The organism is Streptomyces sp. NPDC047974 (assembly GCF_040653375.1).
In the GTDB taxonomy this organism is placed as follows: Bacteria; Actinomycetota; Actinomycetes; order Streptomycetales; family Streptomycetaceae; genus Streptomyces.
The window spans coordinates 27,850-51,835 of record NZ_JBEZNU010000037.1 but is presented as its reverse complement, the minus strand read 5'-3'; the positions used below and the strand labels follow the sequence as shown (position 1 = coordinate 51,835).

The following is a 23,986-nucleotide window of genomic DNA, read 5'->3' as shown; positions in this document are numbered from 1 at the left end:
CGCGGGCGGCTAGGCTTTTCGGGTGGCCCTCATCGACGCTTCCTCCGACACCTCCTCCTCGACCGGTCCCGACGGTTCCTCCGACGCCCTGGACGTGCTCCACCGGGTCTTCGGCTACGGCTCCTTCCGGGGCGAGCAGCAGGAGATCATCGAGCACGTGGTGGCCGGCGGCGACGCCCTCGTGCTCATGCCCACCGGTGGCGGCAAGTCGCTGTGCTACCAGATCCCGGCGCTGGTGCGACCCGGCACGGGCGTGGTGATCTCGCCGCTGATCGCGCTGATGCAGGACCAGGTGGACGCGCTGAACGCGCTCGGGGTCCGCGCGGGCTTCCTCAACTCGACGCAGGACCCGTACGAGCGGCAGACCGTCGAGCAGGCCTTCCTCGCCGGTGAGCTCGACCTCCTGTACCTCGCCCCCGAGCGGCTGCGCACCGAGGGCGCGCAGCGGCTGCTCGACCGGGGCACGGTCTCCGTCTTCGCGATCGACGAGGCCCACTGCGTCTCCCAGTGGGGCCACGACTTCCGGCCCGACTACCTCGCGCTCTCCATGCTCCACGAGCGGTGGCCCAAGGTGCCGCGGATCGCGCTGACCGCGACGGCCACCGAGGCCACCCACGGCGAGATCGCCACCCGGCTCGGCCTGGACGAGGCCCGGCACTTCGTCGCCAGTTTCGACCGGCCCAACATCCAGTACCGGATCGCCGCCAAGAACAACCCGACCCGGCAGCTCCTCGACCTCATCCGCACCGAGCACGCGGGGGACGCCGGAGTCGTCTACTGCCTGTCGCGGTCCTCCGTGGAGAAGACCGCCGCCTTCCTCGCCGAGAACGGCGTCGACGCCATCCCGTACCACGCGGGCATGGACGCCGCGACGCGCGCCGCCAACCAGGCGCGCTTCCTCCGCGAGGACGGCGTCGTGGTCGTCGCGACCATCGCCTTCGGCATGGGCATCGACAAGCCCGACGTCCGGTTCGTCGCCCACCTCGACCTGCCCAAGTCCGTCGAGGGCTACTACCAGGAGACCGGCCGCGCCGGACGTGACGGCGAGCCCGCCACCGCCTGGCTCGCGTACGGGCTCCAGGACGTCGTCCAGCAGCGCAAGATGATCGACGGCTCCGAGGGCGACGAGAACCACCGGCGCGCCCTCGCCGCCCACCTCGACGCCATGCTCGCCCTCTGCGAGACCGTCGAGTGCCGCCGCGTCCGGCTGCTCGCCTACTTCGGCCAGACGTCCGGGCCCTGCGGCAACTGCGACACCTGCCTGACCCCCGCCGAGTCCTGGGACGGCACGGTCGCCGCACAGAAGCTGCTCTCCACGGTGTGGCGGCTGGCCCGCGAGCGGCGCCAGAAGTTCGGCGCCGGCCAGATCATCGACATCCTCCAGGGCAAGAAGACCGCCAAGGTCCTGCAGTTCGACCACGACACCCTCTCCGTCTTCGGCATCGGCGCCGACCTCGGCACGCCCGAGTGGCGGGGAGTGATCCGCCAGCTCCTCGCCCAGGGCCTGCTCGCCGTGGAGGGCGACTACGGCACCCTCGTCCTCACCGAGGCCAGCGGTGACGTCCTCGGCGGCCGGCGCCAGGTCCCGATGCGCAAGGAGGCCGCGAAGGCCGCCGCGCCGCGCAAGGAGAGCGGCGGCAAGTCCGGCAAGTCCCGCGTCCCCGTCGACCTGCCCGCCGCCGCCGTGCCCGTCTTCGAGGCCCTCCGGGCCTGGCGCGCGGCCACCGCGCGCGAGCAGGGCGTGCCCGCGTACGTCGTCTTCCACGACGCCACGCTGCGCGAGATCGCGACCAGCCTGCCGGGGAGCGTCGCCGAGCTGGGCACGGTCGGCGGCGTCGGCGAGGCCAAGCTCGCCAAGTACGGGGAGGGGGTCCTGGAGGCCCTCGCCGAGTTCGCCGGAGCGGCGGGCGGCGGGTCCGCCCCGGAGCCCGAGGCGGATCCGAGCCCGGCCGGTGCCGCGACCGACGCGGCGGACCCGCCGGAGGCCCGTGCCGCCGGTACGCCGCGTACGTCCGTGCCGACCGGGCGCGCCGACCGGCCCGCGCGCCCGGCCCGGGCCGCCGCCCGTCCCGCCGCCGTGACCGCGCCTCCCGAGGACGAGCCGCTCTTCTTCGGCGACGACGAGCCCGAGCCGTCCTGGGACGACTGGGAGTGACACGCGCCGGGCCCGGCCGGACCACCGTCCGGCCGGGCCCGCCGGCGTACGGCGGTCGCCTCGGGCCCGTGGGCGTACGCTGGCCCGCATCGGGCCGGCGGACCTACGGCGGTCGCCGCCTCAGGTCTCGGCGGTTGCCGAGGCCTCCTCGCCCGCCATCCGCTCCGGCTCCCGTGCCGGTTCCCGTACCGGCTTCCGCGTCCGCGGCGGTCCCGGATCCGGCGCCGCGTCCCGCTTCGGCCGGTCGAGCCGGGCGAGACCCCGGATGGCCGGGACGCAGAGCATCGCGGCCAGCAGGACGAACGAGACCGCCGAGGAGAAGAGCAGCACCCGGTCCGCGCCGAAGGACTCCGCCGCCGGACCGGCCAGGGCCCGGCCCAGCGGGATCACCATGATCGAGCCGGCGATGTCGTAGGCGGAGACCCGGCTCAGCACGGCCAGCGGAATGTGCGACTGCACGCTGGTCGCCCACATCACGCCCCAGAAAGCGAAGCCGCAGCCGGCCACCACGCCCGTCACCGCCGTGAGCGTGAAGTTCCAGCCGAGCGCCGGGGCCAGCGGGTTGAGCGCGAAGAAGAACATCGCGCAGACGCCCGCCACCAGCGGCCGGCGGGGCCGGACCCGCATGCCGAGCAGACCCCCGACGATCGTGCCGAGGCCGTCGGCCGAGGCGATCCAGCCGTAGCCGGTGGCGCCGTGCTGCTCCGTGAGCAGCGCCGCGCCCAGCGGCAGCGACGGGCCGAAGACGAACAGGCCGTACACCGCCCACAGCGAGATCACCCCCCACAGCCAGGTGCGGGACCGGAACTCGTGCCAGCCGGTGGCGAGCCGCCGCCACATCGGATCGTCGGTCTCGTCGACAGCGCCACCGTCGCCGGAGGCGAGCCGACGGAGGGGCAGCAGCCCGCCCGCGCTGACGGCGTAGGCCGCCGCGATCACCACGAACGAACCGGCGAGATCCCAGTACGCCACCAGGAAACCGGCGAGACCGGGGCCGATGAGCGTGGCCATCGACTCGGAGATGCGCAGCAGCGCGTTGGCGCGCTGGATGTCCTCGGCGACTTGGGGCACGATGCTCGCGAGCCCCGGCTGGAACATCGCGGTCGCCGCGCCGCTGACCCCCATCAGGGCCATGATCTGCCAGAGCCGTACCCCGCCGCCGGCGAAGAGCGCGGCCATGACGAGCATCGTCACCACCCGGACCGCGTCCGCGCCGACCATCATCACCTGCGGGGTGAACCGGTCGGCGAGCACACCGCCGAAGAGGATGAGCACCACGATCGGCGCCATCCACGCGGCGAGCGCGTAACCCACGCCGGTCGCCCCGAAGCCGGCGCCGAGCACCGACGTGGTGACGGAGACCATCAGCATGCCGTCGGCGAGCAGCGAGGCGCTGCGCGCGGTGAAGAACAGCCGGAAGCGGGGCGACCGCCAGGGGCTGGACGGCGGAGCCGCCGTCGTGCCCGCCGCGACGGTGTCATCCGTGGTCATGTGGCATCTCCCGGCTCCCGGCCGGTCCCTTCCCTGAGAATCCGCCGCGCCGCGGCGGGCTGCCGCGGCGGGCCCTCGACGAACACGTACCGGTGCGGGGCCAGGACCCCGGGCCGGCCCGGCAGGACGTCCATCAGCGCGGCGTGCGCCCGCCGCGGCGTCCACTCCTCCTCCGGCCAGGACCGCTCGTCCGCCCCGATGTACGCGGCGAGGCGATGACCGCCGCCGTCGGCGGCACCGGGCCCCTCCTCCACCACGACCTCGACCGGCCGCCCCCGCAGCGCCTCGGCCAGGGCGGCGGCGACGGCGGCGGGGGAGACCCAGCAGCCGTCGACCCGAGTCCACCCGGGACCGCGCGCCACCGGACGGACCCCCGTCACCTCGGTGAGCGGCCCCGGTGTGTCCAGCGGTACGTCGGTCTCCGCGACGGCCTCCAGGAGCCGCACCAGACCGGTGACCAGCTCCTCGGCCGCCGCCCGGGGGAACAGCGCCGGGTCGGCCCAGGTCGCCAGGCGCAGGACCGGCTCCGTCTCGTACACGAAGGTCAGCAGACGGGTCGGCAGCGACTGGCCGCCGCCCCAGGCGAGTTCGAGCTCGGGGGCGTCCCCGTCCGGCGCGGCCGCGCCGGCGAGGGTGCTGGGCAGGGCGCTGATGTCGTTGAAGACGACGTCGCGCGTGAACACGCTGCCCCGCTCGGTGGTGACCCGGCCGATCAGCTCCCACAGGCCGAGCGCGTCGAAGCGGCTGTGGCGGTAGGCGTTCATCGCCGCTCCCCACGCCTTGGCGAGCAGCGCGTCGAAGGACGGCGCGCGGACGTCGAGGGCGAGCAGGGCGTCCTGGGAGAGGGTGCTCACCGAGCGGGCGAGCTCCGGCCGGAAGCGGTTCGCGGTCGGCACGGCCGCCACGCACACGGACTGGCCCGCCCGGTGGGCGGTGAGCAGGCACCAGGCGGTGAGCAGCACCGTGCCGGGCAGGGCGCCGGTGCGCCGGGCGGCGGCGGCCAGCGCCCGGGCGCCGCGCGCCGAGCGGAGGGTGAGCCCCGGGGTGTCGGTCTCCGTGCCGGTGGCGCCGTCCTCGGCGAACATCGCCTGCGGGCCGGTGCGCAGGATCGTCTCCCAATGGGCCAGGCAGGCGGCCGACCTGCGCCGGCCGGCCGGGCTGTGCTCCTCGGCGGCGAGGTCGAGCGGGGTGAGCGCGGTGACCGGCGGGAGCGGCTCGCCCGCCAGCAGCGCGAGCCAGTCGTCGCGGAGGACGCCGAGGGCGCTGCCGTCGGTGACCGCGTGGCTGGCCGCGAGGGCGACGCGCATGGGACGTCCGGCGCGGGCGATGATCCGCAGCCGCAGCGGGAAGTCGAGGTCGAGACGGAAACGGGTGTCGCGGGCCGCGCGGGCCACCGCCTCGGCGTAGGCGTCGGTGTCCTCGGGGAGCTCGTCGTGGTCGAGGACGGTGACGGTGAACGCACCCTCGGCAGCAACCACTTGCTCGTCCGGGACGGCTCCGCTGCCCTCCTCGTACGGGAACGTGGTGCGCAGCGCCTCGTGGCGGACGGCGAGGTCCGCGAGGGCGCCGAGGGCGTGGTCCATCCCGGTGCCGTCGGGGACCGGCCACACGTCGTGGATGTTGATGGAGGCGGGTTCGTCCCTCAGGATGCAGCGGATCATGTTGGCCTGGCCCATCGTGACCGGGCCCCGGCGCGCACCGCCGCCCCCGTAGGACACGGTCACGGTGCGGGCCGCCGTGACGCCGTCGTCGGCGACGGCGCCTGGTGCGGGGGTGGTCGTCATGGCGTCACGGCCGGGGCGGGTGAGGGTCCGCGGGTCGGGAGGTGGTTCACGGCGGTGCCTTTCGCGTGCGCGGTCAGGGCGGCCCAGGCGTCGACGAGCAGGGCGAAGTCCGCCATGTCGGAACGGGCTTCGGCGAGGAGCCGTGCGCGCCGCTCGGCGAAGCGGCCGGCGGCGGTCGCGTACCGGCCGCCGAGCGAGCGGTAGCGGCGGTCGAGGACGTCGAGCCGGGCCGCGTTGCCGGCCGGGTCGATCAGGGCGCTCTCCCGGGCGAGGGCGGCGACCGCGGAGGGCCGCACCCGCCCGCGCTCGTCGAGCAGCGCGTCCCCGGTGGCCGTCAGGCCCGCGTACACCGCTTCGAGGTGGGCGGCGGCGAGCAGGTACTTGGCGAAGCGGAGCTGGTACGCGAGGAAGCCCTCGTCCGAACGCCGCTCGCCGGTGTAGTAGTTGACGATGTGCCGGTTGTGCAGGACGCCGGGCAGCCCGGCGGCGTGGACCAGGTGCAGGAGGAAGTAGTCGGTCCCGATGGTGTCGGTGGCGGGCGGCAGCGGGACCCGGCCGTACACCTCCCGGCCGAGCGACACGTTGCACATGTCGACCCGGGTGGGGCCGACCAGGGTCAATGTGGTCGTGTCGCCGGTGAAGGGGGTGGTGCCGGCGCCCCGGAAGGCCTCGTCGACGAGGTGCCGGCGCCAGAGCTCCGGATGGGCGGAGGACACGGACAGCCCGACGATCTCGCGGTACGCCTCGGGGTCGAGGGCGCGGAGCTCGGCGAGGTCCACGGAGGGCTCGCCGATGAAGGACGCGCCGGCGAGGGCGACCGTCCGGTCGGCGAGGCGCGGGTCGAGCCGGCTGCGGGTGACCGTGCCCGCCACGTCCCCGGCCCGCCGCCCGAGGGCGGCGAGTTCGTGGTGGATCGGGAAGACCGTTTCACCGTCGAGGCGTTGGTAGCGGCTGTCGGAGTCGCGGCGGTGCACGGAGGCGCAGCCCAGCGCCTCGGCCAGCAGGAAGGCGCGGTTGGTGCAGGCGCCGTACGACACCCCGGCCGGGAGCATCAGGCCGAGCAGCCGGTCCGCTCCCGCGAGCCCCGCCGCCGCGATGACCTCGCGCAGGAAGGCGCGTTGCCGGTCCTCGTCGAGGTGGTGGACGACGACCCCGGGCGCCGGCGGCAGGGCGGCGACCGCCGCCCGGTGCCCGGCGAGGTCGGCGGGCGCCGACGAGTCGAGGATCAGCAGGTGGACCTCGACGCCGAACTCCCGTGCTCCGTAGGCAGCTTCCTCGGCGACCGCCGTGATCGTCGCCGTGCACGCGCGGTTGGTCGGAAGGGTCAGGCAGGCGCGGCGCACGAAGGCTCCCCGGTGGGTGCGGTCGACGCGGCCTCGCCGGACGCGTCCTTCTCGTGCCAGGAGGTGAGGCCGAGCAACCGGGCGCCGAGCGGGGTGAGTTCGGCGGTCGGGTAGCGCTTGGACTCGTGCAGGACCGGGTCGCCGACGAGGGTGCGGTTCCAGCGTGGGGTGCGCAGGTGACGCCAGGACTCCACGCGGGAGCGGCGCAGCTTCGCGTGCTCCTCCAGGGCGGGCATCATCGACAGGTACTGGACGGCGCGGACCCCGTCCGCCGAGGTGTTGCGGGCGACCCCGTGCGCGAGCAGTCCGTTCCAGATCAGCAGGTCGCCGGGGCGCAGGTCGGGACGGACGACGGGGAATTCGGCCCGGTCCACGTCGGGACGGATGGGGTCGCGTCCCTCGGGCTGGGCGAGCTTCCACTCCTCGAAGCGCCGGAAGAGCTCCGGGTCGCACTGGAAGCCGCCCGTCTCGGCGGTGGTGTCGTTGAGCGCGATGATGCCCTGGACCCGCTGGGGCGGCACGCCGAGCGTGGTGTCGATGTCCCAGTGCAGTTCGATGTCGAAGCCCCGGTCCGTGGGTTCGATGAGGGCGCGGTCGCGGTTGCGGACGTTGGGCGGGTTGAGGTTGAGCCGGTCGAGGGTGACCCAGAGCTCTTCGCAGTCCCAGACGTCGACGAACGCGTCGTAGACCCGCTGGGACTGGCGGCTGTCCCAGAGCAGTTGGTGGTGGTAGGCCTCGACGAAGCCGTAGATGTGCAGCTGCTGGTCCAGCTCGGAGCGGAACGGGCGGTCCTCGTACCAGCTTTCCGGCCGTTCGGGGTCGAGCCCCTGGAAGTCCCAGGTGAAGTCGAGGAGCCGGCGGGCCGCCTCGGCCGGGATCGCCTCGCGCACGACGACGTGGCCGTACGTCTGCCAGTGCGTGAAGTCCTCCTGGGAGAGCACCCGCAGCGGCCGGGTCTTCTTCAGCTCCCGCAGGGTGGTCGCGGCGAGGTAGGACTCGCCGTCGTCGCTGAAGTACGGGCGCTCGGTGGCCGCGCGGTGCAGGTACGGGGTACGGGGGCGGCGCGGGGCGGGAGCGGGTGCCGCAGGGGGGTCGGGTGTGGGAGCGGGTGCGGGTGCGGGCGTCGTGGTCACAGGTCCCTCCAGGCGGGAGTCGGACGGCGTGCGGGCTCGGGGGTGCGGGGGCACGGCGGGACGGGGCGTGGCGGGACGCGGGCGTGGCGGGTCGGGGCGCGGACCCGGTGACGGGGGAGGAGCCCGCGGGGGACGAGGGACAGAATTGGTGTAGACCATCGCCGGTGTCAAGTGACCCGCCGGTATGCCCCGCGTGTCGGCCGCCTGCCCGAAAGTCGCGCCCCGGCAGGCCTGTTGGGAGATGATCTTTGGTCTAGACAACCCGAGGTCGGCTGTCCTACTGTCCCCTTGCGCAGAGCCGGCGCCGACCCGACCAGTCGAGCCCCGGCGCGACCGCTGCGTCCCGGTCGACGGCGACCGCGCACAGGGCCCTGTCCGCCGCTCCGCCGGCACCGACTTCGACTTCGACTTCGGAGACGGGCGCGTCCGCCCCGGACCGCCGACGCCCTCTGCCGACACCCTTGACCGACCGCCCACGCCGAGAGGGAACGGTTCCATGAGCACACCCAGCGCCACGACTCCGCCCGTCACCGGCCTCAAGAGCCCAGGCCCGGGCCTGATCACGCTGGACCCGGTGCACACCGCCCTGCTGGACGCCCTCGACGCCCTCCTCGGCGGACTCGCCGCCCGGCTTGCCGCACCCGAGGTCACCGGCCCGCCGCTCCTCGCCGCCGACGGCCTCGCCCGCCTCGACTACTTCCGCAACTTCCCCCATCTCGGCGTCGCCGCCGGGCGGTTCGCCCCCGACGCCCACGACCTCCTCGCCGCCGGACAGGCCCCCGGCGACCGGACCCTCGAACCCACCGGCTACCTCCTGCCCTCCGCCACCTGCTACGGACTGCTGCTCTCCCTGGAGGGGTCCGACGTCGGCGAGGACGGCCTCCGGCTCTCCGCCGCCGGACGCTGCTTCCGCAACGAGACCCACTACGACGGCCTGCGCCGCCTCTGGGGCTTCCACATGCGCGAGGTCGTCTACCTCGGCACCAAGGAAGGTGCCCTCGAACACCTGGAGCGGGGCGGCGTCTTCATCCAGGAGACCGCCGCGCTCCTCGGCCTCGACCTCACCCGCGCCACCGCCGACGACCCCTTCTACGACAAGGGCGGCTCCCGGGCCCGCCTGATGGCCCTCGATCCCGTCAAGCACGAGTACAGCGCGCCCGACGGCACCGCCATCGCGTCCGTCAACCGCCACCGCAACTTCTTCGGCGAGCGCCTCGACATCCGCGCCGGCAGCCACGGCCCCGCCTACAGCGCCTGCGTCGCCTTCGGTCTCGAACGCTGGATCCACGCCATGCTCCAGTCCCACGGCGGCCCCGAGGAGGCCCTCGACCGCGTCCGCGCCGCCACCGCCACCGCCGCCGACATCACCGCCGCCGACGTCACCTCCGGCTGACGATCCGTCGACCGGCGAGCCGTCACCGCACGACCACCCACACGGAGAACCGCACCATGGACCGCGTCACCGCCTGGATCCAGGACAAGAACCCCGGCCTCGAAGGCCCCGTCGACGTCCACGAGGACCTCATCGAGGCCCGGCTCATCGACTCCATGGACTTCCTGGAGTTCATCGACCTCCTGGAGGACATCTCCGGCACGTCGATCGACCTCCAGGAGGTCACCATCGACGACTTCCGCACCCTCGCCCGCGTCCAGGAACGCTTCCTCGCCCCCAGCGCGTGACCCCCGGCGCCTTCGTGGTCGTGGCGACCACCCGGGAGGTCCTGGACACCCCCGGCCTCGGGCCGCACCTCCTCGCGCCCTGGGAGCTGCGCCGGCTCGCCGCGATCCGCGTCCCCGCCCGCGCGGACGACGTCCTGGCCGCCCGGCTCCTGCTCCGCTTGGGCGCGGCCCGTGCCACCGGCCGCCCGCCGGCCGCGATCGGCCTCGCCCAGCGCTGCCCGGACTGCCGCCGGGCCGGCCACGGCCGCCCGTACCTCCCCGCGCACCCCGGCCTCGGCGTGAGCGTCAGCCACGCCGACGGCCTGGTCGCGGCGGCCACCGCCCCCGGCCCGGTCGGCGTCGACGTGGAGCCGGCGTCCCGGCGTCCCGGCCCCCTCCGGGTCCTCCGCCGCGTCCTTCCCGGACCCGACCTCCGCGAGGCCCTGGCCGCCCCCGACCCGGGCCCCGCGCTCCTGCGCGCCTGGGTCCGCGCGGAGGCCCGCTTCAAGGCGGGCCGCCCACCCCCGGAGGACGTACACCTCGTGGAGTGGACGGACCACGGCCGTGCGGCCGTGGTCGCGGCGGCGACGGTGACGGCGGCGACGGTGGACGCGGCCGCCGAGCCGGTGCTCCTGCCGCCCTCGGCGCTCCTGCGAGGACCGACGGCGGCCGGTGGACCGTGAGGGACCGGCCCCGGGGAGCGGTCAGGCGCCGACGTACTGCGCCAGGTGCTCGCCCGTCAGCGTCGAGCGGGCGGCGACCAGATCCGCGGGGGTGCCCTCGAAGACGATCCGGCCGCCGTCGTGGCCGGCGCCCGGACCGAGGTCCACGATCCAGTCGGCGTGCGCCATCACGGCCTGGTGGTGCTCGACCACGATCACCGACTTCCCGGAGTCGACCAGGCGGTCGAGCAGCCCGAGCAGCTGCTCCACATCGGCGAGGTGGAGGCCGGTGGTCGGCTCGTCGAGCACGTACACCCCGCCCTTGTCGCCCATGTGGGTCGCCAGCTTCAGGCGCTGCCGCTCGCCGCCCGAGAGCGTCGTCAGCGGCTGGCCCAGCGTGAGGTAGCCGAGCCCGACGTCCACCAGGCGCTCCAGGATCCGGTGGGCCGCCGGCGTACGGGCCTCGCCCGCGCCGAAGTACTCCTCCGCCTCCGTCACCGACATCGCGAGCACCTCGCTGATGTCCCGCCCGCCGAGCTCGTACTCCAGGACCGAGGCCATGAACCTGCGGCCCTCGCACTCCTCGCAGGTGGTGGCCACGCCCGCCATCATCGCCAGGTCGGTGTAGGTGACCCCGGCGCCGTTGCACGTCGGGCAGGCGCCCTCCGAATTGGCGCTGAACAGCGCCGGCTTGACGCCGTTGGCCTTGGCGAAGGCCTTGCGGATCGGGTCGAGCAGGCCCGTGTACGTCGCCGGGTTGCTGCGCCGCGAGCCGCGGATCGGGGTCTGGTCGACCGAGATCACCCCGGAGTCGGCCGGGATCGAGCCGTGCACCAGGGAACTCTTGCCGGATCCGGCGACGCCGGTGACGACGGCGAGCACGCCGAGCGGCAGGTCGACGTCGACCTTCCGCAGGTTGTTCGCGGCCGCGCCGCGGATCGGCAGGACGCCGGTCGGCGTGCGGACGGAGTCCTTCACCGAGGCCCGGTCGTCGAGGTGACGACCCGTCACCGTACCGCTGCCGCGCAGTCCTTCGAGCGTGCCCTGGTAGGAGATCGTGCCGCCGCCGGTGCCGGCGCCGGGGCCCAGGTCGACGACGTGGTCGGCGATCGCGATCGTCTCCGGCTTGTGCTCCACGACCAGGACCGTGTTGCCCTTGTCCCTCAGCCGCAGCAGGAGTTCGTTCATCCGCTGGATGTCGTGCGGGTGCAGACCGGCCGTCGGCTCGTCGAAGACGTAGGTGACGTCGGTGAGCGAGGAGCCGAGGTGCCGGATCATCTTCACGCGCTGCGCCTCGCCGCCCGACAGGGTGCCCGCGGGCCGGTCGAGCGCCAGATAGCCGAGCCCGATCTCCACGAACGAGTCCAGGGTCCGCCGCAGCGATTCGAGCAGCGGCGCCACCGAGGAGTCGTCCGACTCGCTTACCCATGCGGCGAGATCGCTGATCTGCATCGCGCAGGCGTCCGCGATGCTGATCCCCTTGATCTTCGAGGAGCGGGCACCCTCGTTGAGCCGGGTGCCGTCGCACTCCGGACACACCTGGGTGGTGGTGGCCCGCTCCACGAAGGCCCGGATGTGCGGCTGGAGCGACTCGACGTCCTTGGCGAGGAAGGACTTCTGCAGCTTGGGGATCAGGCCCTCGTACGTGACGTTGACCCCCTCGACCTTGACCCGGGTCGCCTCCTTGTACAGAAGGGTGTCCAGCTCCCGCTTGGTGTACTTCCGGATCGGCTTCGCCGGGTCGAGGAGACCGGAGAGACGGTACGTGCGGCCGTACCAGCTGTCCGCCGTGTATCCGGGGATGGTGAGCGCGCCCTCGTCCAGCGACTTGGTGTCGTCGTACAGCTCCGCCAGGTCGATGTCCGAGACCCGGCCGCGGCCCTCGCAGCGGGGGCACATGCCGCCGGTGATCTGGAAGCTCGCCTTCTCCTTCACCGTCCGGCCGCCGCGCTCCACGGTGATCGCGCCCGCGCCGCTCACCGAGGGGACGTTGAAGGAGAACGCCCGGGAGGAGCCGATGTGCGGGGTGCCGAGCCGGCTGAAGAGGATGCGCAGCATCGCGTTGGCGTCGGTGGCGGTGCCGACGGTGGAGCGCGGGTCGGCGCCCATGCGCTGCTGGTCGACGATGATCGCGGTGGTCAGGCCGTCGAGCACGTCGACGTCCGGGCGTGCCAGCGTCGGCATGAACCCCTGGACGAAGGCGCTGTACGTCTCGTTGATCAGCCGCTGGGACTCGGCGGCGATCGTGTCGAAGACCAGCGAGCTCTTGCCGGAGCCGGAGACCCCGGTGAAGACCGTCAGCCGCCGCTTGGGGATCTCGACGCTGACGTCCTTGAGGTTGTTCTCGCGCGCGCCGACCACGCGGATCAGCTCGTGACTGTCGGCGACGTGGCCGCCGGTGACGTGACCGTCGGCGGCGCGTGAGGAGGGTGAGGGCGGGGTCGCGGCGCGGTTCCGCTTGGCCGTGCTCAAAGGTTTCTCCCTCGTCAGGGGTGGGCGGGTTCGCGACCCACCTTAGGCGGGCCCGGCGTGGCAGGCAGAGCGCATTCGGGGAGCGGGGAGCGGGTGCGCGGCGAGCGGCGAAGGGCGGGGAACGGCCCGTCGACTTGATAGGCAAGTGAACGCTTGCCTATGGTGGCGTCATGGAGGAGGATCTGTTCAAGGCGCTGGCCGACCCGACGCGCCGGGTGATCCTCGACGAGCTGACCGAACGCAACGGACAGTCGCTCTTCGAGATATGCGCCCGGCTGGCGACCCGGCACGGCCTCGCCATCTCCCGGCAGGCGGTCAGCCAGCACCTCGCGGTGCTGGAGACCGCGGGGCTGGTCACGCCCCGTCGTGAGGGCCGCTACAAGTTCCACGACCTCGACCCCCGACCGCTGCAGCACATCGTCACGCGATGGCTCACCCCCGCACCCCCCGAGGACACCCCATGAGGATCAACATCACCAGCGTCTTCGTCGACGACCAGGAGAAGGCGCTCCGCTTCTACACCGACGTGCTCGGCTTCGCGACCAAGCACGACGTGCCGCTCGGCGAGGACCGCTGGATCACCGTCGTCTCCCCGGAGGACCCCGAAGGCACCGAACTCCTCCTGGAGCCCTCCGGCCACCCCGCCGTCCCGCCCTACAAGGCGGCCCTCGTCGCCGACGGCATCCCCGCGACCTCCTTCGCCGTCGACGACGTCCACGCCGAGCACACCCGCCTCACCGCGCTGGGCGTCCGCTTCACCCAGCCCCCCGTGGACATGGGCCCCGTCACCACCGCCGTCCTCGACGACACCTGCGGCAACCTGATCCAGCTCGCCCAGTACACGTAAGCCCCCCGGCCCTGTCCGGCCGCGTGCCGCTGACGCGCCCCCGCGGGGCCCCTCCCCCCCCGGCGCGGAAAACCGGGCGCGCCCGGTGCGTGCCGACCGGCAGGATGCCGGTCGTGTACGCACTTCTGCACGGACTCGCCGGGAATCCGGCTCTGCCCCCCGAGCTGCTGGACCGGCTCGTCGCCCTCGCCGACGACGAACTCGCGGGCACCCTGGCCCGCCGGGCCGACCTCGACCGCGGACGGGCCGTCGCCCTGGCGCGGCGGGTCGGGGAGGCCGCGGTGCCCCTCGCGGACGAGGGGAGGCTCACCGCCGACGACGTCGATCCCGAGGAGTGGCCGGAGGCCGCCCTCGCGCTGCTGGACCGGGGTGTGGCGCCCGTCGCGTGGGCGCGGGCGTTCGCGGTGGACCCGGACCCCGGGCGCCGGGAGCGGCCGGCGGCCCGCCCGGGGCTTCCGCCCGAGGTGACGGAACGGCCGGCGCGGGACCCGGTCCCGAGCGTGGTCGCCGAGCCGGCCCGGCTGGGGCCCGGCGGCACGGGCGCGGAGTCATGACCGGGGTGGCGGCCAACCCGGACACGCCCGCGGCCCTGCTGGAGGAGCTCGCCCGGCACGAGCCGCCGGTGCGGCGGGCGCTCCGCGAGATCGCCCGGCATCCCGCCGCCACGCCCCCGGCGCTCCTCGCCTGCCTGGCGGACGCCCGGGCGCGCCCCCTCGCCGCCGGTCATCCGGCGCTCCCGCCGGCGGTGCTCCGCGGACTGCTCGCGGACGCGGACGAGGGCGTGCGGGAGGCGGCAGCGGCCCACCCGTCCCTGCCGCCCGCCGAGATGGCGAGGCTCCTGCGGGAGCCGTGAGCGGCCGCCCGGGCGCGAGGGCCGCCGCCCGGCCCCGCCCGTCAGTCGCTGACCGCGAGGCGTACCGCGAAGGCGCCGATCACCGTGCCCGTGATCCGGTCGAGGACCCGCCGGGCCCGCGCGCCGCGCAGCCAGGTGCCGAGGGCGGAGGCGGAGGCGATCAGGACCGTCGACCAGACCATGCCGAGGACGACGTGGACGGAGGTCAGCGCGAGGCCCGTCGCGAAGTGCGGGGCCTCGGCCGGGATGAACTGCGGCAGCACGGCGACGTAGAAGACGCCGACCTTGGGGTTCAGCAGATTGGTGAGCGTGCCCTGCCGCCAGCCGCTCGTGAGGGTGTCCGTGCCGCCGACCTCCACCTCCGCGCCCGCGTCCGCCCCGCGGCGCCGGAACGTTTCGGCGATCATGCGGGCCGCCATCCACAGCAGATAGGCCGCGCCGGCCCACCGGAGGATCTCGTACGCGAGGTGCGACGCGGTCAGCAGCGCCGTGATGCCCAGCGAGGTCAGCGCGCCCCAGATCAGCGTGCCGGTCTGGATGCCGAGGACGACGCCCCAGGCGCGGGTACGGCGGCCGAGCGCGGCCGTCCGCAGGATGAGGGCCGTGTCGAGGCCCGGGGTGAGGGTGAGGAGTCCCACGACGAGAGCGAAGGACCAGAACGCGGTGCTCGATGCCATGGAAGGCCACGGTATCGCAGCCCCTGTCCGGCGGCGCCCCTCGCCTCGTCCTCGCCCGGCCACCCCCGGGTCCGACGGCGGCCCCCGCACCCCCTCTTCGTAGGCTGCCCGCATGAGAGAACTCTTCCTGACCGACCGTCAGGCGTACCTGCGGTGGCTCGATCTCCCGGGCGAGGGGGCCGTGCGGGTCTTCCTCCACGGGCTCGGCTGCACCGCCGCCTCCGACTTCGCGCACATCGCGACCCACCCGGACCTGGGCGGCGGGCGGGCGCTTCTCGTCGATCTGCTGGGACACGGGCTGAGCGACCGGCCCGGGGACTTCGACTACCGGCCCGAGGGGCAGGCGGCGGCGGTGGCCGCGCTCCTTGACCATCTCGACCTGACCGGCGTCGAACTCGTCGGGCATTCGATGGGCGGTGCCGTCGCGATCCACCTGGCGGCGGCCCGGCCCGGGCGGATCGCCCGGCTGGTGGTCGCGGAGCCCAACCTGTACGGGGGCGGCGGCGCGTTCAGCAGGCCGGTGGCCCGGCAGCCGGAGGAGGCCTTCGTCCGGAGCGGCTACGCGAAGCTGCTGGCCCTCGCCGAACGGGCCGACTACGCCGCGCGGTTGCGGCTCGCCGACGCGCGGGCCGTGCACCGCTGCGCGGTCGCGCTGGTCGAGGGCGGCGACCCGGAGCCCGGCGACGTGCTGCGGGAGCTGACGCTGCCCCGGGCGTTCCTGGTGGGGGAGAAGAGCCTGCCGGCCCGGGGAGCCGGGCAGGCGGCGGCGATGGGCGTGCCCGTCCTGGAGGTGCCCGCCGCCGGGCACAACCTGATGCTCGACAACCCCGACGGCTTCGCCGCCGCCCTTGCCCGCGCCCTGGCGCTGCCGGGGTGATTCCGGGCCGTCCGACGCCCCGGCCGGGCACGGGGTCTTGCGCAGGGTCCCCGCCTCTCTCTACGCTCGGCGCGCCGATAGTTAGGAACGTTTCCTAACGAGCGATCGCCCTGGAGAGAAAGGGAGTTGTCATGCGCCGACGAAGCGCCATCCCGCTCGGACTCGCCGCTCTGCTGGCCCTGCCCCTCGCCGTCCTGCCCGAGAGCGAGGCCGAGGCCGCCGACGCCCTCGTCTCGGCGGGCAAGCCGGCGGCGTCCTCGTCCGTGGAGGGCTCGGGCTTCGCCCCGGGCCTCGCCGTGGACGGCAGCCGCGCCACCCGCTGGGCCAGCCTGGAGGGCGTCGATCCGCAGTGGATCCGCATCGACCTCGGGGCGAACCACACGCTCTCCCGGATCAAGCTCGACTGGGAGGCCGCCCACGCGACGACGTACCGCCTCCAGACCTCGGCCGACGGTTCCACCTGGACCGACGTCTACACGACCACGAGCGGCGACGGCGCCGTCGACGACCTCACCGTCTCCGGCAGCGGCCGGTACGTCCGCATGTACGGCACCGGCCGGGGCACCCCGTACGGCTACTCCCTCTACGAGTTCGAGGTCTACGGCTCCCCGGCCGGCGGTGGCGGCACCGGCCCCGGCGTGCCCTTCGGCAGCCACCTCAAGCCCTACGCGGCCGGCATGCTCAAGCCCTCCGGCGCCCAGTCGGGCATCGACCAGAAGGTCGTCGACTACTACAACCGCTGGAAGGCCGCCTTCGTCCGGCAGAACTGCGGCAACGGCTGGTACCAGGTCATCTCGCCCGACGCCGACCACCCCTACGTCGCCGAGGCCCAGGGCTACGGCATGGTCATCGCCGCCACCATGGCCGGCGCCGACCCCGACGCCAAGAAGATCTTCGACGGTCTCGTCAAGTGGAAGCTCGACCACCCGTCGTCCGTCAACCCCGACCTCCTCGCCGCCGAACAGGACGTCGACTGTCGCAGCGTCAACGGCGGCGACGGCGCCACCGACGGCGACATGGACGTCGCCTACGGCCTCCTCCTCGCCGACAAGCAGTGGGGCAGCGCCGGCACGTACGACTACAAGGCCCTCGCGCTCAAGCACATCGCCGCCATCAAGAAGGACGAGCTGAACCCCACCACCAAGCTCCTCAAGCTCGGCGACTGGTCCGGCTCCGGCGACCAGTACTACTACATCTCCCGCACCTCCGACTGGATGGTCGACCACTTCCGCGCCTTCCGCGCGGCCACCGGCGACACCACCTGGGACGCGGCCCGCACCGCCCACCAGACCCAGATCGCCAACCTCCAGTCCGGCTACGCCCCGAGCACCGGCCTGCTCCCCGACTTCGTCGTCGACACGAACACCAGCCCCAGGCCGGCCCCGGGCGAGGTCCTGGAGGACCCGAACGACGGCCAGTACTGGTGGAACGCCTGCCGCACCCCGTGGCGCATCGCCGACGACGCCGTCACCAGCGGCGACGCCAAGTCCCTGGCCGCGGCGCGGAAGTTGAACGGCTGGATCAAGAGCAAGACCGGCGGCGACCCCAACAAGATCGCCATGGGCTACAAGCTCAACGGCACCCAGATCGCCGCGGGCAGCGAGGCCGCCTTCTTCGCCCCCTTCGCCGTCGCCGCCATGACCGACTCCGGCAGCCAGGCCTGGCTCGACGCCCTCTGGAACAAGATGGTCGCCACCCCGATCGACACCGGGAGCTACTTCTCCGCGAGCATCCAGCTCCAGGTGATGATCACGGTCTCCGGCAACCACTGGGTCCCGTAGCGGCCCGCACACCGGTCAGCCCCCGCCGACCAGGCCCCTCCGAGGATCGACGCGGACCCCCGCCTGCCAGACGGTGGGTCCGCACTTCCCGCCGTTCGGGGTCGACTCGCGCAGCGTGACCCGCGTCGAGAACGCGTCGACGACCCGGCCGCCTTCGGTGGGTTCACTGCCCGGGTCGCCGCCCACCGGTTCACTGCCCGCCGGGTCGCCGCCCGCGAGCACCTCGGCCGGGGCGACGACCGTGAAGCGCACCGCCACCTCCCGCGGCCCGTCCTCCTCCGGCAGCCGTACCTGGAGGAAGGTGGTGGAGCCGTCGCCCGCCGTGGGGTCCTCGCGCTCCCGGCACTCGCCGTCGGCGCAGATCCGGTAGCGCGAGCCCGCCGGGAAGTCCGCCGGGCGCCAGCTCACCGTCACGCCGGAGTCGGCACCGATCAGCGTGCAGACCGTCCCCGGCCGGCCGAGGCAGCCCGCCGTCGGGAGCAGTGCGGTGGACACCACCAGGGCGAGCGCGGCGCGGCGGGTGAGGGGAGGGGGTGCGAGGCGTGCGGATCCGCGGGGCATGGGAAGGCAACTACCGTCTGCGGAGCGGCAATTCCATAGGGCTTCACCGTCCTCCCACCGGAACTCCCGGTCATGATCACCTGAACGAGTGAGCGCAGGTCGGGAACGCCCCGCCCATGCCCGAAGCTGGCCCGGTACGCACCCCATCCCCCCTCTCTTCCGAGGAGCCGGCCGGCATGACCCACCCCACGCCCCCACGCGAACGCCCCGACGACAAGGCCCTGTTGCTGGCCGCAGGCCTCGCCGACCTGGTCGTGGAGGCGATCGGCACCGCCACGGGCTCGCTCCGCTCCCTCCTCGGCCGCGCCGACTCCGCGGACATCGCCCAGGACGCCGCCGCCGACCTCCGCGCCCGGGGCCGACTGGCCCTCGACCGCCTCGCCGCCGACCGCGACGGCCCCCACTCCCTCCCGCACATGGAGCTCCTCGCCCGCGAGGCCGCCGCCCGCCGGGCGGCCGCGGCGGAGGCCGCCGCCGGCCCCGGCGGCCGGCACGCCTCCGACAGCGGGGCGAACCCCGATGCCTGACGTCCGGACCGCGGAGGAGTTCAAGGCCCGTACGGACGCGGTCCTCACCGGCTTCCTCGACGAGGAGGCCGCCGCACTGCTCGCCGTCGACGACGCGCTCGACCCGCTCGCCGAGGCCCTGCGCACCACCGCCCGCCACGGCAAACGGCTCCGCGCCGCGTTCTGCTACTGGGGCTGGCGGGCCGCCGGACAGCCCGACAGCGACGCCCTGATGCGGGCCGCGGCCGCCATGGAGCTCGTCCACGCGGCCGCCGTCGTCCACGACGACCTCATCGACGACAGCCCCCTGCGGCACGGCCGCCCCACCGCCCACCGCCACTTCGCGGCCCTGCCGCACCTCGGCCGGACGCCCCGGACGGCGGCCCGCGCGCTCGCCCTGCTGCTCGGCGACCACCTGATGGCCCTCGCGGGCCGCCTCTACGCGGAGTCCGGGCTGCCCGCCGCGTACCTCTCCCGGGGCCGGCCCCTCTGGGCCGCCCTCGCACGCGAACTCGTCGCCGGCGAGGCCCTGGAGATCCTGCACACCGGCGGTTCGCCGGACACCGGCACCTCCCTCAAGGTGATCCGCTACAAGACCGCCAAGTACACCGTCGAACACCCCCTCCTCCTCGGCGGGCTCCTCGCCGGCGCCCCCGCCGCCCTCCGCGAGGGCTTCTCCCGCTACGGGCTGCCGCTCGGCGAGGCGTTCCAGCTCCGCGACGACCTCCTCGGCCTCTTCGGCGACCCCGCCCGCACCGGCAAGGCACCCCTCGACGACCTCCGCGCCGGCCGGCCCACCGTCCTCCTCGCCGAGACCTGGAAGGCCGCCGGGCCCGCGCAGCGGGAGCTCCTCCGCCGGACCCTCTCCGGGGACCGGCGGCCCGACGACGGCGAACTGCGCGAGGTCCGCGCCCTCATGGCCGAACTCGGCGCGCCCGCACGGGTCGAGCGCATGATCGCCGGCCGCGTCGAGGAGGCCGTCCGCACCCTCGACGAGCTCGACCTTCCGGCCGTCGCCCACCGCGCCCTCACGGACCTCGCCCACCGCGCGGCCGTCCGCCACCACTGACCGCCCCTCCACCGCACCCTGGAGCGCCCGCCGTGACCGGCACCCACGCCCGTTCAGCCACCCGAACCACCACGACCGCCCCCACCCCCGCCCCGTACACCGACGCCTCCCTCGACGCCCTGCGCCTCAGCGGCGACGAGCTCGCGGACGCCGTCGTCGCCACCCTCTTCGAACGCGGCGAGGTCGGCCTCTCCAACTCCCTCATGCGGTACGTCTCCGTCTCCGGCCAGGAGCTCCCCGCCGGGCTGCCCGACGTGGCCCGGGAGTACCTGGAGACGACGGCCGTCCCGCCCGCCTGGGTCGACTGGAACGAGATGGAGAAGGCCCGGCTCTTCTTCACCGACAACAACGTCCACATCAACACCGCCCTCTCCTTCGCCTCCATGCCCGCCTGCTACGTCGTCCCGCGCGTCGCCCGGCTGCTCTCCGCCACCCACGGCCTGCACTACCCGAGCAAGCGCATGGCGGAGACCGGCCAGTTCACGACGTACCTCATGCGGCCCGACGCCTTCGAGGCCGGAGGCCGGTTCGTCCCCGCCGCGCAGAAGGTGCGGCTCCTGCACGCCTCCATCCGCCACCACCTGGTCCGCGCCGACCGCTGGGACACCGCGGCCGACGGCGTGCCGATCTGCCAGGAGGACATGATCGGCGGGCAGATGTTCTTCTCGATGCTCGTCCTCGACAGCCTCCACCGACTCGGCGTCCACATGTCCACCGAGGGAGCCGAGGCGTACTACTACGCCTGGCGGGTGGTCGGCGCGATCCTCGGCGTGGACCAGACGGCGGTGCCGAAGACCCTCGACGAGGCGCGCGCCTTCCTCGACCTCTACCTCCTCCGGCACATGGGTCCCTCGGAGGAGGGCGTGGTGCTGACCCGGCAGCTGATCGACCTGTACGAGGAGGTCGTGCCCGGCACCTTCTTCGACCCGGTGGTCTCCGCCCTGATCCGCCACCTCGTCGGCGACACCGCCGGCGACTGGCTCGACGTCCCCCGCAGCCGCTGGGACACCGCGGTGAAGGCGCTGCCGCCGCTGCTCGGAGTCCTGGAGTCGGTGGAGGACGCGTCACCGTTCGCGGCCTGGGCGCTGGACCGGCTCGGCCACCTGACCTCGGTCTTCGAGCTGTCCACGCTCACCCGGGGCCGGGTGATGCACTACGCCATCCCGGAGCACCTGAGGAAGGAGTACGGCGTCGACACGGGCGTCGCCCGCCACCACCGGTGGACACCGCCCCCGTCCACCGTCTGACGGGCCGCCCGGGGCGCCTCTCCTCGCAGAATGGGGCCTCCTGGCCGAAAATGGACTCACCTGGTGAAGGTGAGGTGTGCATGGACGGCGGGGATCCTCAGGAGGGAGCACCCGGAAGCGGCCCGGCGGCCGGCCGGCGGGTCCGGTTCCGGGTGGACGTACGGCCCGAACGGGGCCGGGGGACCGTCGTCGTGGCACCGCTCGGGGAACTCGACCACGACACGGTGGAACCGCTCGCCTCCGCCCTGGAGGAGCACGCCGACGCGGCCCGGATCGTCGTCGACTGCGCAGGGCTCGACTTCTGCGACTCCACCGGCCTGAACCTGCTGCTCAAGGCCCGCTCCCGGGCCCTGGAGGCGGGTGCCCGGCTGGACCTGGCCGGACTGCGGCCCCCGGTGGACCGGATGTTCGAGATCACCGGCGCCGTCCACGTCTTCCGGGTGTACGCGGACGTCCGCGAGGCCCTCGCGGACGACCCGCCGGCCGGCCAGGACGACGCTTCGGCCTCCGGGGCGGGCGATGCGCGCCCCGGGGACCCGGTCTGACGGGCCGCCGGTCATGAGGGAGAGCGACCGGACCCGAGGCGACGGCACACCCGTGGTCCAGACCCGCCGCCTGCTGCTGCACGGCAGCACGGGCGCGGTCTCCCGCTGCCGCGACTTCACCGCGCGGGCACTCGCCGACTGGGGGTGGATCCCCGCCGAGAGCACCCTGGCCCGGGAGCGGGTCGAGGACGTCCTGCTGCTGGTCTCCGAGGTGGTGACCAACGCCTGTCTGCACGGCGGCGGTCCCGAGGAGTTCGTGCTCCGGCACGCGGACGGCCTGCTCCGGGTCGAGGTCGCCGACCGCAGCCCCGACCATCCGCGCCGGCTCGCCCCCCGCTCGCCCTCGCTCCCCGGCGGTCACGGGCTGATGGTCCTGGACCGGCTGGCGACGGACTGGGGATCCTCGGACCGAGGCCCCGGGGCGGTGGGCAAGGTGGTGTGGCTGGAGGTCAGCAGGCCGTCGCGTCCGCCGTGGCGTCGTCGTCGAGGAGACCGTCCCTGAGGTCGCCGAGGATGCGGGCGAGCAGCCGGGACACGTGCATCTGGGAGAGGCCGATCCGCCGGCCTATCTCGGCCTGCGTCAGCTCCTCGCCGAAGCGCAGGGTGAGGATCAGCCGGTCGCGGGCGCCGAGCCGGTCGAGCAGCGGCCGCAGCGAGTTGAGGTCGTCGATCAGCTCGTAGGCGGGCTCCTCGACGGCGGTGCGCCGTCCGGCCGTCCCCTGGGGGGCGTGGGACTCGTCGTCGCCGACGGGGGCGTCGAGGGAGTGGGCGCTGTAGCCGTTGGCGGCGAGTTCCCCCTCCGCCACCTCCTCCGTGGTGAGGTGCAGCCGCGCGGCGAGCTCGGCGCGGTCGGGCCGGTGCCCTGCGCGCTGTTCCAGGTCGTCGGAGGCCTTGGCCAGGTCGATCCGCAGCTCCTGGAGCCGGCGCGGCACCCGTACCGCCCAGCCGGTGTCCCGGAAGAACCGCTTCATCTCGCCGACGATCGTCGGCAGCGCGAAGGCGGAGAACTCGACGCCGCGGTCCGGGTCGAAGCGGTCGATCGCCTTGATCAAGCCGATCGTCCCCACCTGCACGATGTCCTCCATCGGCTCCGGGCGGCCCCGGAACCGCCGGGCGCCGAACTTCACGAGGCTCAGGTTCAGCTCGACCAGGGTGTTGCGCACGTACGCGTGCTCGGGGCTGCCCTCGTCGAGCTCCCGGAGCCGTACGAACATCGCCGCGGAGAGGGTCCGCGCGTCGTCGGTGGAGGACGCGAGCGGATTCTCCGGCTCCGGCAGCCCCCCGAGTGCCCGCCGCCGCGTGGCGGCGGAGGTGGATGCCTCTTCGCGGGTGGGCGACGGAGGCGGGGACGCATTCAGGACTCGGCCCGTGGCCATGAGTTTCCTCCTTGTAGAGAGGATGCCCACTGGGGACGTTTCGACCCGTATATCCCGCCATGTAAATGTTTGGGTGGTCCGGAGGTGGGTCAGACGCCTGTCATGGAGGTACAGGAAAGCAACCGCGGAACCGTCTCCAGGCGGTACGCCCTCGGTGGCGGACCGGGCACCGCCCGCACCCTCCGTCACCTCTCGGCACAGGCCGTCGCCGACTGGTACGGCCCGCTCCCCGCGTCGGCCAGGACGGCCGCCGCCGACGTGCAGCTGCTCGTCACCGAGCTCGTCGTCCACGCGGTGCGGTGCGGGGGAGTCCCGTACGAGCTCCGCCTCGACCGTTCCGTCGACGGCGTCTGGCTCCAGGTCAGCGACACCTGCTCGGCGGCGCCCCGCCCGGAGGGCCGGCACCGTCCGGGAGTCCCCTGCCGGAACACCCTCTACCTGGTCCAGCGGCTCGCCGCCGCCTGGGGCTGGGTGGCGCGGGACCACGGGCGGACCGTGTGGTGCGAGGTCCGCTTCCCGACAGGGGCGGTCGTCTGACGTCGCACCGGGCGGGTGGCCCGGTGGAACGACCCCGTCGCTCCGCCGGGATCCCGCGACCGGAGGAGGTGTCCGCGATGGACGAGGCCCGTCTCTCCGCGCACGAGCGACGCGTCCTGGCCGGCATCGAGGCGGACCTCGGCGCCGACGAGGGGCTCGCCCGCCGCATGGCCGGACACCGGCCGGCACCCCGGCCGCCCCGGGTCACCGGGCGCGGCGCCGTGGGCGCCGTGGCTCTCGGGGCCGTCACCCTCACCCTGCTCGTCCTCGCCGTGGCGACCTCGGCCCCGGGCCTGATCTGGGGCTTCGCCGCCGCCTGGGTCGTGACGCTGACCCTGCTCCTGCGCATGGTGGTCCGCTGGACCCGGTGCCGGGCCGGCGGCGGACGACCCGACGCCTGACCCCCGGCCC

The 23,986-nt window shown here is 74.2% G+C and carries 25 protein-coding genes; 17 read left to right on the top strand and 8 right to left on the bottom strand.

Annotated features, from left to right (window positions below):
* Window positions 1-22: 22 nt before the first annotated feature.
* Window positions 23-2,155 carry a DNA helicase RecQ gene (gene recQ / locus AB0E19_RS33800; RefSeq protein ID WP_362187280.1) on the top strand — a complete coding sequence of 711 codons (2,133 nt, stop codon included), beginning with the start codon at window positions 23-25 and terminating at the stop codon, window positions 2,153-2,155.
* A gap of 120 nt (window positions 2,156-2,275) precedes the next feature.
* On the opposite strand, the gene AB0E19_RS33795 is transcribed toward recQ, so the two are convergent.
* From AB0E19_RS33795 to AB0E19_RS33780, 4 genes are read right to left on the bottom strand one after another with little or no spacing between them, the layout of a single operon-like run.
* Entirely contained in the window at window positions 2,276-3,646 is a 1,371-nt protein-coding gene (locus AB0E19_RS33795) for an MFS transporter (protein WP_362187277.1), read from the bottom strand.
* Window positions 3,643-5,430, bottom strand: a complete 1,788-nt coding sequence (locus AB0E19_RS33790; RefSeq protein ID WP_362187274.1) for a condensation domain-containing protein — start codon at window positions 5,428-5,430, stop codon at window positions 3,643-3,645. Before AB0E19_RS33790 ends, AB0E19_RS33795 begins: the two co-directional genes overlap by 4 nt.
* Window positions 5,427-6,773, bottom strand: a complete 1,347-nt coding sequence (locus AB0E19_RS33785; protein WP_362187271.1) for a DUF6271 family protein — start codon at window positions 6,771-6,773, stop codon at window positions 5,427-5,429. Before AB0E19_RS33785 ends, AB0E19_RS33790 begins: the two co-directional genes overlap by 4 nt.
* Complete coding sequence (locus AB0E19_RS33780) at window positions 6,755-7,906, bottom strand: phytanoyl-CoA dioxygenase family protein (RefSeq protein ID WP_362187267.1); 1,152 nt, start codon at window positions 7,904-7,906, stop codon at window positions 6,755-6,757. Before AB0E19_RS33780 ends, AB0E19_RS33785 begins: the two co-directional genes overlap by 19 nt.
* Before the next feature lie 496 nt (window positions 7,907-8,402).
* Between AB0E19_RS33780 and AB0E19_RS33775 the strand changes: the two genes are divergently transcribed.
* From AB0E19_RS33775 to AB0E19_RS33765, 3 genes are read left to right on the top strand one after another with little or no spacing between them, the layout of a single operon-like run.
* Complete coding sequence (locus AB0E19_RS33775) at window positions 8,403-9,299, top strand: hypothetical protein (protein WP_362187264.1); 897 nt, start codon at window positions 8,403-8,405, stop codon at window positions 9,297-9,299.
* A 56-nt stretch (window positions 9,300-9,355) separates the two neighbouring features.
* On the top strand, window positions 9,356-9,586 hold the full coding sequence (locus AB0E19_RS33770; RefSeq protein ID WP_360609820.1) for an acyl carrier protein: 231 nt from the start codon (window positions 9,356-9,358) through the stop codon (window positions 9,584-9,586).
* A complete protein-coding gene (locus AB0E19_RS33765) occupies window positions 9,583-10,248 on the top strand; it encodes a 4-phosphopantetheinyl transferase (RefSeq protein WP_362187260.1) in 666 nt (221 codons plus the stop codon). The genes AB0E19_RS33770 and AB0E19_RS33765 overlap by 4 nt, the downstream gene beginning before the upstream one ends.
* Window positions 10,249-10,269: 21 nt before the next feature.
* Here the strand turns inward: AB0E19_RS33765 and AB0E19_RS33760 are convergent, their stop codons facing one another.
* Window positions 10,270-12,588 carry an excinuclease ABC subunit UvrA gene (locus AB0E19_RS33760; RefSeq protein WP_362187308.1) on the bottom strand — a complete coding sequence of 773 codons (2,319 nt, stop codon included), beginning with the start codon at window positions 12,586-12,588 and terminating at the stop codon, window positions 10,270-10,272.
* Window positions 12,589-12,869: 281 nt separating this feature from the next.
* On the opposite strand from AB0E19_RS33760, the gene AB0E19_RS33755 reads away from it, so the two are divergent.
* The 4 genes from AB0E19_RS33755 (at window position 12,870) to AB0E19_RS33740 (ending at window position 14,399) form a co-directional block, all read left to right on the top strand.
* On the top strand, window positions 12,870-13,163 hold the full coding sequence (locus AB0E19_RS33755) for a metalloregulator ArsR/SmtB family transcription factor (protein WP_360609775.1): 294 nt from the start codon (window positions 12,870-12,872) through the stop codon (window positions 13,161-13,163).
* Window positions 13,160-13,546: a VOC family protein gene (locus AB0E19_RS33750; protein ID WP_362187256.1), complete on the top strand. Its 387-nt coding sequence runs from the start codon at window positions 13,160-13,162 to the stop codon at window positions 13,544-13,546. Before AB0E19_RS33755 ends, AB0E19_RS33750 begins: the two co-directional genes overlap by 4 nt.
* 113 nt (window positions 13,547-13,659) lie before the next feature.
* The gene (locus AB0E19_RS33745; protein ID WP_362187253.1) at window positions 13,660-14,100 is read left to right on the top strand and encodes a hypothetical protein; all 441 of its coding nucleotides are present in this window, start codon (window positions 13,660-13,662) and stop codon (window positions 14,098-14,100) included.
* Window positions 14,097-14,399: a hypothetical protein gene (locus AB0E19_RS33740; RefSeq protein WP_362187250.1), complete on the top strand. Its 303-nt coding sequence runs from the start codon at window positions 14,097-14,099 to the stop codon at window positions 14,397-14,399. Before AB0E19_RS33745 ends, AB0E19_RS33740 begins: the two co-directional genes overlap by 4 nt.
* Before the next feature lie 41 nt (window positions 14,400-14,440).
* On the opposite strand, the gene AB0E19_RS33735 is transcribed toward AB0E19_RS33740, so the two are convergent.
* On the bottom strand, window positions 14,441-15,076 hold the full coding sequence (locus AB0E19_RS33735; RefSeq protein WP_362187247.1) for a LysE family translocator: 636 nt from the start codon (window positions 15,074-15,076) through the stop codon (window positions 14,441-14,443).
* Between the two features lie 112 nt (window positions 15,077-15,188).
* On the opposite strand from AB0E19_RS33735, the gene AB0E19_RS33730 reads away from it, so the two are divergent.
* Both AB0E19_RS33730 and AB0E19_RS33725 read left to right on the top strand, forming a co-directional pair.
* Window positions 15,189-15,953, top strand: a complete 765-nt coding sequence (locus AB0E19_RS33730) for an alpha/beta hydrolase (protein WP_362187244.1) — start codon at window positions 15,189-15,191, stop codon at window positions 15,951-15,953.
* Window positions 15,954-16,084: 131 nt separating this feature from the next.
* Window positions 16,085-17,734, top strand: a complete 1,650-nt coding sequence (locus tag AB0E19_RS33725; protein WP_362187241.1) for a glycosyl hydrolase family 8 — start codon at window positions 16,085-16,087, stop codon at window positions 17,732-17,734.
* A 15-nt stretch (window positions 17,735-17,749) separates the two neighbouring features.
* Here AB0E19_RS33725 and AB0E19_RS33720 read toward each other — a convergent pair whose 3' ends face one another.
* Window positions 17,750-18,295 carry a hypothetical protein gene (locus AB0E19_RS33720; RefSeq protein WP_362187238.1) on the bottom strand — a complete coding sequence of 182 codons (546 nt, stop codon included), beginning with the start codon at window positions 18,293-18,295 and terminating at the stop codon, window positions 17,750-17,752.
* 176 nt (window positions 18,296-18,471) lie between these two features.
* Here AB0E19_RS33720 and AB0E19_RS33715 point away from each other — a divergent pair, with 176 nt between their 5' ends.
* From AB0E19_RS33715 to AB0E19_RS33695, 5 genes are all read left to right on the top strand, one after another.
* Complete coding sequence (locus tag AB0E19_RS33715; protein WP_362187235.1) at window positions 18,472-18,822, top strand: polyprenyl synthetase; 351 nt, start codon at window positions 18,472-18,474, stop codon at window positions 18,820-18,822.
* Complete coding sequence (locus AB0E19_RS33710; RefSeq protein ID WP_362187232.1) at window positions 18,815-19,870, top strand: polyprenyl synthetase family protein; 1,056 nt, start codon at window positions 18,815-18,817, stop codon at window positions 19,868-19,870. The genes AB0E19_RS33715 and AB0E19_RS33710 overlap by 8 nt, the downstream gene beginning before the upstream one ends.
* Before the next feature lie 119 nt (window positions 19,871-19,989).
* Window positions 19,990-21,117, top strand: a complete 1,128-nt coding sequence (locus AB0E19_RS33705; protein WP_362187305.1) for an oxygenase MpaB family protein — start codon at window positions 19,990-19,992, stop codon at window positions 21,115-21,117.
* 80 nt (window positions 21,118-21,197) lie between these two features.
* On the top strand, window positions 21,198-21,662 hold the full coding sequence (locus tag AB0E19_RS33700; RefSeq protein WP_362187229.1) for an STAS domain-containing protein: 465 nt from the start codon (window positions 21,198-21,200) through the stop codon (window positions 21,660-21,662).
* Window positions 21,663-21,675: 13 nt separating this feature from the next.
* Window positions 21,676-22,164 carry an ATP-binding protein gene (locus AB0E19_RS33695; protein ID WP_362187226.1) on the top strand — a complete coding sequence of 163 codons (489 nt, stop codon included), beginning with the start codon at window positions 21,676-21,678 and terminating at the stop codon, window positions 22,162-22,164.
* On the opposite strand, the gene AB0E19_RS33690 is transcribed toward AB0E19_RS33695, so the two are convergent.
* Window positions 22,112-23,038 (bottom strand): SigB/SigF/SigG family RNA polymerase sigma factor, encoded by a 927-nt coding sequence (locus AB0E19_RS33690; protein ID WP_362187222.1) that lies wholly within the window; start codon window positions 23,036-23,038, stop codon window positions 22,112-22,114. The genes AB0E19_RS33695 and AB0E19_RS33690 overlap by 53 nt on opposite strands.
* Before the next feature lie 102 nt (window positions 23,039-23,140).
* Between AB0E19_RS33690 and AB0E19_RS33685 the strand changes: the two genes are divergently transcribed.
* Window positions 23,141-23,575, top strand: coding sequence for an ATP-binding protein (locus AB0E19_RS33685; RefSeq protein WP_362187219.1), 435 nt, complete (start codon window positions 23,141-23,143; stop codon window positions 23,573-23,575).
* Window positions 23,576-23,652: 77 nt separating this feature from the next.
* Complete coding sequence (locus tag AB0E19_RS33680) at window positions 23,653-23,976, top strand: DUF3040 domain-containing protein (RefSeq protein ID WP_362187216.1); 324 nt, start codon at window positions 23,653-23,655, stop codon at window positions 23,974-23,976.
* Window positions 23,977-23,986: the final 10 nt, after the last annotated feature.

Bases quoted from the DNA above. Each gene is read 5' to 3' on its own strand.
- AB0E19_RS33795 (WP_362187277.1), bottom strand. From the start codon at position 3,646: ATGACCACGGATGACACCGTCGCGGCGGGCACGACGGCGGCTCCGCCG.
- AB0E19_RS33790 (WP_362187274.1), bottom strand. From the start codon at position 5,430: ATGACGACCACCCCCGCACCAGGCGCCGTCGCCGACGACGGCGTCACG.
- AB0E19_RS33775 (WP_362187264.1), top strand. From the start codon at position 8,403: ATGAGCACACCCAGCGCCACGACTCCGCCCGTCACCGGCCTCAAGAGC.
- AB0E19_RS33770 (WP_360609820.1), top strand. From the start codon at position 9,356: ATGGACCGCGTCACCGCCTGGATCCAGGACAAGAACCCCGGCCTCGAA.
- AB0E19_RS33755 (WP_360609775.1), top strand. From the start codon at position 12,870: ATGGAGGAGGATCTGTTCAAGGCGCTGGCCGACCCGACGCGCCGGGTG.
- AB0E19_RS33750 (WP_362187256.1), top strand. From the start codon at position 13,160: ATGAGGATCAACATCACCAGCGTCTTCGTCGACGACCAGGAGAAGGCG.
- AB0E19_RS33740 (WP_362187250.1), top strand. From the start codon at position 14,097: ATGACCGGGGTGGCGGCCAACCCGGACACGCCCGCGGCCCTGCTGGAG.
- AB0E19_RS33735 (WP_362187247.1), bottom strand. From the start codon at position 15,076: ATGGCATCGAGCACCGCGTTCTGGTCCTTCGCTCTCGTCGTGGGACTC.
- AB0E19_RS33730 (WP_362187244.1), top strand. From the start codon at position 15,189: ATGAGAGAACTCTTCCTGACCGACCGTCAGGCGTACCTGCGGTGGCTC.
- AB0E19_RS33725 (WP_362187241.1), top strand. From the start codon at position 16,085: ATGCGCCGACGAAGCGCCATCCCGCTCGGACTCGCCGCTCTGCTGGCC.
- AB0E19_RS33720 (WP_362187238.1), bottom strand. From the start codon at position 18,295: ATGCCCCGCGGATCCGCACGCCTCGCACCCCCTCCCCTCACCCGCCGC.
- AB0E19_RS33715 (WP_362187235.1), top strand. From the start codon at position 18,472: ATGACCCACCCCACGCCCCCACGCGAACGCCCCGACGACAAGGCCCTG.
- AB0E19_RS33710 (WP_362187232.1), top strand. From the start codon at position 18,815: ATGCCTGACGTCCGGACCGCGGAGGAGTTCAAGGCCCGTACGGACGCG.
- AB0E19_RS33700 (WP_362187229.1), top strand. From the start codon at position 21,198: ATGGACGGCGGGGATCCTCAGGAGGGAGCACCCGGAAGCGGCCCGGCG.
- AB0E19_RS33695 (WP_362187226.1), top strand. From the start codon at position 21,676: ATGAGGGAGAGCGACCGGACCCGAGGCGACGGCACACCCGTGGTCCAG.
- AB0E19_RS33690 (WP_362187222.1), bottom strand. From the start codon at position 23,038: ATGGCCACGGGCCGAGTCCTGAATGCGTCCCCGCCTCCGTCGCCCACC.
- AB0E19_RS33685 (WP_362187219.1), top strand. From the start codon at position 23,141: ATGGAGGTACAGGAAAGCAACCGCGGAACCGTCTCCAGGCGGTACGCC.
- AB0E19_RS33680 (WP_362187216.1), top strand. From the start codon at position 23,653: ATGGACGAGGCCCGTCTCTCCGCGCACGAGCGACGCGTCCTGGCCGGC.